This window comes from uncultured Rothia sp. (assembly GCF_937976295.1).
Taxonomy (GTDB): domain Bacteria; phylum Actinomycetota; class Actinomycetes; order Actinomycetales; family Micrococcaceae; genus Rothia.
In genome coordinates this window covers 1-4,277 of sequence record NZ_CALJRY010000079.1, presented here as the reverse complement: position 1 = coordinate 4,277, position 4,277 = coordinate 1, and the positions used below count along the sequence as shown (strand labels likewise).

Below are 4,277 nucleotides of genomic sequence, written 5' to 3'. Positions count from 1 at the left end.
ACCCGCGCCGCGCCCCGGGCACCCGGTAGGGTGAGGCGGGGCGCTCGCTAGTTATCGGTGAAATCCACCTGGTGAATAAGTTCGCCGTACGAGCGCATGTACCAAGCGCCGCCTACGTCTTCGGGATTCTCGATACCGAAGTGGGAGCGGGCGAAGGGGAAGACGACGTGTGCAAGGTACATGTTCACCCCTGGCTGGCATCGGCACGGGTAGCCTTCGCCTTCATCGTCTCCGTTGTTGAACTCCTCGGTGGTCATCGTCCAGGTGGGGAAGGGGTGCTCGTGCATCCACACGGAGTCTTCATCATCCATGACTCGCATCGTGCACCATAGCTCCGCCATGTCGGGTTCCTCGCCCTGGCTATTAACCTCGTTGGTCTCAACTGCAAACCAGGGGTAAGCGCCGGGGTACTCGTCAATGAGCTTCTGGTAGGCCTCACGGTAAGCGGCGCGGGTTTCGGTGCTGTAGAGGTCAGTCTCAGTCTTCATCATCGTTTTCATGGTTAGCCTCCTTTAGAGAACGCGGTCGGAGACCTTCTCCAGCAGGACGTATGAGCTATCAGGCAAGCGGCTTGTGGACGTGGTGCCGTCAGTATGCGCCACTTCACCACAGCTGACTTCAGCGTATTCACCGATACGGTAGTGTCCCTCGTACCCATCAAGCGTCGTTGCCTCGAAGAGAGAATCCAGCGTGAACTTGTTCTCCTGGCACACGTTGCCCAGGTTCTCATCCTCATTGGAGAGGGAGTACCACATCTGCGGGCAACCCTTGTTGAGGAACTTCACGTCGTAGGGGGCAAGGCGCGCCAGGATTAGCTCGGGCGCGCGGTGAGAGCCAAGCATTAGTGCCGGGGGCTCTTCGTGCCCACCTTCGATAGAGAGCATGGCGCGGAAAATGTCTTTACGCGAATGGTATTTCTTGGTCTGACCGTCAATCGTCAGCTCCACAGTGGGTTCACCCAGTGCCGCCAGGTATTCGAGGGCGGCGGCTTCGTTAGAGTCCTCATGAATGGTGGCGGCATCGTACAGGCGGGTAACCGACTTGGTGCTCATCATGGTTTCCTTTCGGGCAAAGGTAGCAAGTCGCCGGGTGAGCCACGGCTACCTGTCGTGTTGTTATGTCTTAATCATGCCAGAAAAGAAAAGCCTATGCGCACACCACGCATATAATGTCCCAACCCACTAAAACCCCAAAAAGCGAGCGCCCCTCACCCGTAACTAGGTGAGCGGCGCTCGCTTTATATTCAGTTCAGGGCTCGGGGTGCTTGATTAGACCGTGTAATAGGTGAATCCTTCGAGGTTAGCGCCGTGAGACTGTGCTGCCTTCTTCAACTTTTCGACAGTCTTTTCTGCATAAGGGACGACAAATTCACGCCACACAGACTCCTCACGCTTCTTCATTTCACTATCGGTGAGTTCAAAGATCTCATAGCAGTTACTGATTTCCGGGGCGTCTACGACATTTACGAAGATGTCCACAAAATCTTCGCTAGTACAACCGCCAGGCTTCACTACCGAATACGCCATAGACTCGATAGGCTCTGCGCCGCGCATACCGCGGCCGAAGCCGGGGAAGTAGAAGCGGAGTTCTGCTCGTACGCCGAGGAGGTTGCCTTCTCTGTAGCATTCGGCAATAGCCATAAGCTGCGCCCCGTACTTATTGATTGCCTCAAAAATTTCAGCATACGTAACATCGACAGTCGTCTTTTTCATGGTGTTATTCCTTCCGGGTAGTTCATGGCCGCGGCCACGCTTATGCATGAAGCAGTAATCAATATGTGCTATGTCTTCATCTTCCCATATCCATTAGCTGTGTGCCTGCTGACTCGTCATAATGTCCCAGGTGCACAGAAACAATAATGCGAGCGCGCCCCTCACCCTGTTTCTGCTCCAGGGGTGCGCTCGCATTATGGGGGTGCCTTATTCCAGAGTTGGTTGTTCGTAGCGGTAGATGAGGGTTCGGCCTTCTTCTCCAGCCTGCAGGGGCGCGGAGAGGGTGCTAGAGACGCAGACCCACGGGGCGGTGCCGGTATCCTCATTGAACCCAGGCAGAGCTACAAGCTTGACGCGCTCGACGTCCTCCTGAAACCACGCCGACCCATCCTGGAACAGGTACTCGGTCAGAGCGTTCTCAAAATCTGCAGGGTCTTCAGGCACCCGGAAATGGGAGAGCCACGCATCCTCATCATCGGCTGTAGCACCACAGACCGCGTACCTCTGGAGCCGGTATCCGTCCAGGTCATCAACCAGGAACCCATCAGCAACCTCAATACCCCCAATAGCAGTATTCACCACCGTACCCTCGGCAGTCTTCACGGTCGCCTCAACCTTCAAAAGCCCGTACCGGTCAAACCCCTGCTCCGGGTGACTGATAGACATCACCACGGTTGCACGCGCTGTAGACATCCTATTCCTCCTCCTCATCAGGGGTAAGCACCAGGTACAGGATTCGGCGGCCATTCTTAGGCCCGCGCTCGCTGTTGGCGGTAATGCCTTCGGTGACGACGGAATACCACTGCGCAGCAGGGATATTTTTGAAAATGTCATCGTCTACGTCCCGGTCATCATCCCACCACAGCCCGGAGGTCTCATGCAGAAACCGCATGAGCTCATCCTCTAGCTCGAGGCTCTCTAGCTGGCCTTTGGGTTTGCGGAATCCCTCAACGAAGGGGTGACCGTCCTCGGTTTCCTCGTCGCTGAGCAGTGCGTACTTTTTGAGCGCTTCGAAGCCGTCCAGGCTATCCAAGGCGGTAGCTTGCGACAGGGACAGGCGGGCAGTGTGCTCTACAGGCCCCTCGGGCAGGAAAGTGCACACATCCAGTTCCCAAGTTCTACCGATCTTCTCCTGAATCGGCTTCGTTGAGACTTCCACGGTGTAGTAAGGCATGGCGGCGTTTTCCTTTCAAGCGAGGGGGTTTGAATCACCGGGAAACCCCGGCTACCTGTCGTGTTGTCATGCCTCAATCATGCCAGAGCTGAAAAACCCCTGCACGCGCTACACATGTAATGTCCCACCCCACCAAAAACCCAAAAAAGCGAGCGCAGCAGGCAGCTCAAAGAACCACCGCGCCGCGCTCGCTTACATCCTTCCTTTGGGGGCAGGTTAGAGGGCGTATTTCTTGATGATTTCCAGGCGGGTTTCAGAATCGGCAGCGCACTCAACGCCGCCGCCGGTGAACTCCAGAACCTCGCTGATAATGGCAAGGAGGTTGAAGCGGGTGCGGGTTTCCAAAATGCCGCTGGAGGCGATGAGCTCGGAAATCTCCCGGTCGATAGCCTCGTCAAGGCTTCCGTAGCGGCGAGGCTTAGACATAGCGGATTTCTCCCTCGTAGACGCTGGAGGGGTGATTAAGGTTCAAATCGCACTGGGCACCATTGCCGACATAGCGCAGATACGGGAGAACCATATGCTTAGCGCCATCAAGGGACAGACCATCAAGGGCTTCTTCCAGCTCACGGGCACGCAGACCGGTCAGCCGATGCGTGATGCCTTCTTGGTTCCCATCCTCGGGCACCTGTAGACGGTGAGGCTCCAGAGGCTCACCGAAAACCTCAGAGCGGACGATTCCATACTTCGCCCAATCCTCGGCGCTCCAGTCCCACGGCTGAATCAGCCAGTACGGAAGGTTGCACTGGTCATCAACCGCAATGAACCGGCAGAGGGTAGGGCGACGCTCCAGACGCACGAAGGGGTTACCGCCCTTGTCGTGCAGGAGGGTGAGGTCAATGAGACGGTCCACCTGGCGCAGATAAACCCGGCTGGTATTTGACAGGAACGGCACGCCAGAACCTTTCAAGAATCGCAGGCGGGGGTTCTCATCATGTCGGAGAACCGGCAGATAGAATCCGCGATAATTGAGCCAATCATGTACATGCCTCTCGGTGCCATAACGATAAAGAATCGAATCCCGCAGATCGTTGAGGTACTTATTCGGGCTCTTGATGAAATCTTCCCTTACCCAGTCCTCGAAGGTGCGCTCGCTTTCCTTGAGGTCTTGAATCTCATTGCACCCATAGCTGGCGATATGCACGGAGTCCGGCGAATCATCCGGGCTAGTGCTCAGGGCAAGCGTATCGTACAGGCTAGTTGCCAAATACAGGTCAATAGGGTTCGACATGACGGCAGGTTCCTCTCATATAGGGGTTTGAGTCGCCGGGTGTCCCGGCTATCTGTCGTGTTGTTATGCCTCAATCATGCCAAAAGTGAACCAACCATGCTTGCGCCACACATGCAATGTCCCACCCCACCAAAAGTACAATAGGCGAGCGCCCCGCAGA

Annotated in this window: 7 protein-coding genes; all 7 read right to left on the bottom strand. The window is 56.0% G+C overall.

Annotated features, from left to right (window positions below; genetic code table 11):
• Positions 1–47: 47 nt before the first annotated feature.
• The 7 genes from Q0216_RS02120 to Q0216_RS02090 all read right to left on the bottom strand — a co-directional run bounded on the left by Q0216_RS02120 (position 48) and on the right by Q0216_RS02090 (position 4,117).
• The gene (locus tag Q0216_RS02120) at positions 48–500 is read right to left on the bottom strand and encodes a hypothetical protein (protein WP_298592547.1); all 453 of its coding nucleotides are present in this window, start codon (positions 498–500) and stop codon (positions 48–50) included.
• Positions 501–512: 12 nt separating this feature from the next.
• Positions 513–1,052, bottom strand: a complete 540-nt coding sequence (locus Q0216_RS02115) for a hypothetical protein (RefSeq protein ID WP_298592546.1) — start codon at positions 1,050–1,052, stop codon at positions 513–515.
• A 216-nt stretch (positions 1,053–1,268) separates the two neighbouring features.
• Entirely contained in the window at positions 1,269–1,712 is a 444-nt protein-coding gene (locus Q0216_RS02110) for a hypothetical protein (RefSeq protein ID WP_298592544.1), read from the bottom strand.
• Positions 1,713–1,919: 207 nt separating this feature from the next.
• Complete coding sequence (locus tag Q0216_RS02105; protein ID WP_298592543.1) at positions 1,920–2,405, bottom strand: hypothetical protein; 486 nt, start codon at positions 2,403–2,405, stop codon at positions 1,920–1,922.
• 1 nt (position 2,406) lies between these two features.
• Entirely contained in the window at positions 2,407–2,886 is a 480-nt protein-coding gene (locus Q0216_RS02100) for a hypothetical protein (protein ID WP_298592542.1), read from the bottom strand.
• 216 nt (positions 2,887–3,102) lie between these two features.
• Positions 3,103–3,312: a hypothetical protein gene (locus Q0216_RS02095; RefSeq protein ID WP_298592540.1), complete on the bottom strand. Its 210-nt coding sequence runs from the start codon at positions 3,310–3,312 to the stop codon at positions 3,103–3,105.
• On the bottom strand, positions 3,305–4,117 hold the full coding sequence (locus Q0216_RS02090) for a hypothetical protein (RefSeq protein WP_298592538.1): 813 nt from the start codon (positions 4,115–4,117) through the stop codon (positions 3,305–3,307). Before Q0216_RS02090 ends, Q0216_RS02095 begins: the two co-directional genes overlap by 8 nt.
• Positions 4,118–4,277 lie beyond the last annotated feature (160 nt).

Excerpts from the sequence above, each read along its gene's own strand:
- Q0216_RS02120 (WP_298592547.1), bottom strand. The coding sequence starts at position 500 with ATGAAAACGATGATGAAGACTGAGACTGACCTCTACAGCACCGAAACC.
- Q0216_RS02115 (WP_298592546.1), bottom strand. The coding sequence starts at position 1,052 with ATGAGCACCAAGTCGGTTACCCGCCTGTACGATGCCGCCACCATTCAT.
- Q0216_RS02110 (WP_298592544.1), bottom strand. The coding sequence starts at position 1,712 with ATGAAAAAGACGACTGTCGATGTTACGTATGCTGAAATTTTTGAGGCA.
- Q0216_RS02105 (WP_298592543.1), bottom strand. The coding sequence starts at position 2,405 with ATGTCTACAGCGCGTGCAACCGTGGTGATGTCTATCAGTCACCCGGAG.
- Q0216_RS02100 (WP_298592542.1), bottom strand. The coding sequence starts at position 2,886 with ATGCCTTACTACACCGTGGAAGTCTCAACGAAGCCGATTCAGGAGAAG.
- Q0216_RS02095 (WP_298592540.1), bottom strand. The coding sequence starts at position 3,312 with ATGTCTAAGCCTCGCCGCTACGGAAGCCTTGACGAGGCTATCGACCGG.
- Q0216_RS02090 (WP_298592538.1), bottom strand. The coding sequence starts at position 4,117 with ATGTCGAACCCTATTGACCTGTATTTGGCAACTAGCCTGTACGATACG.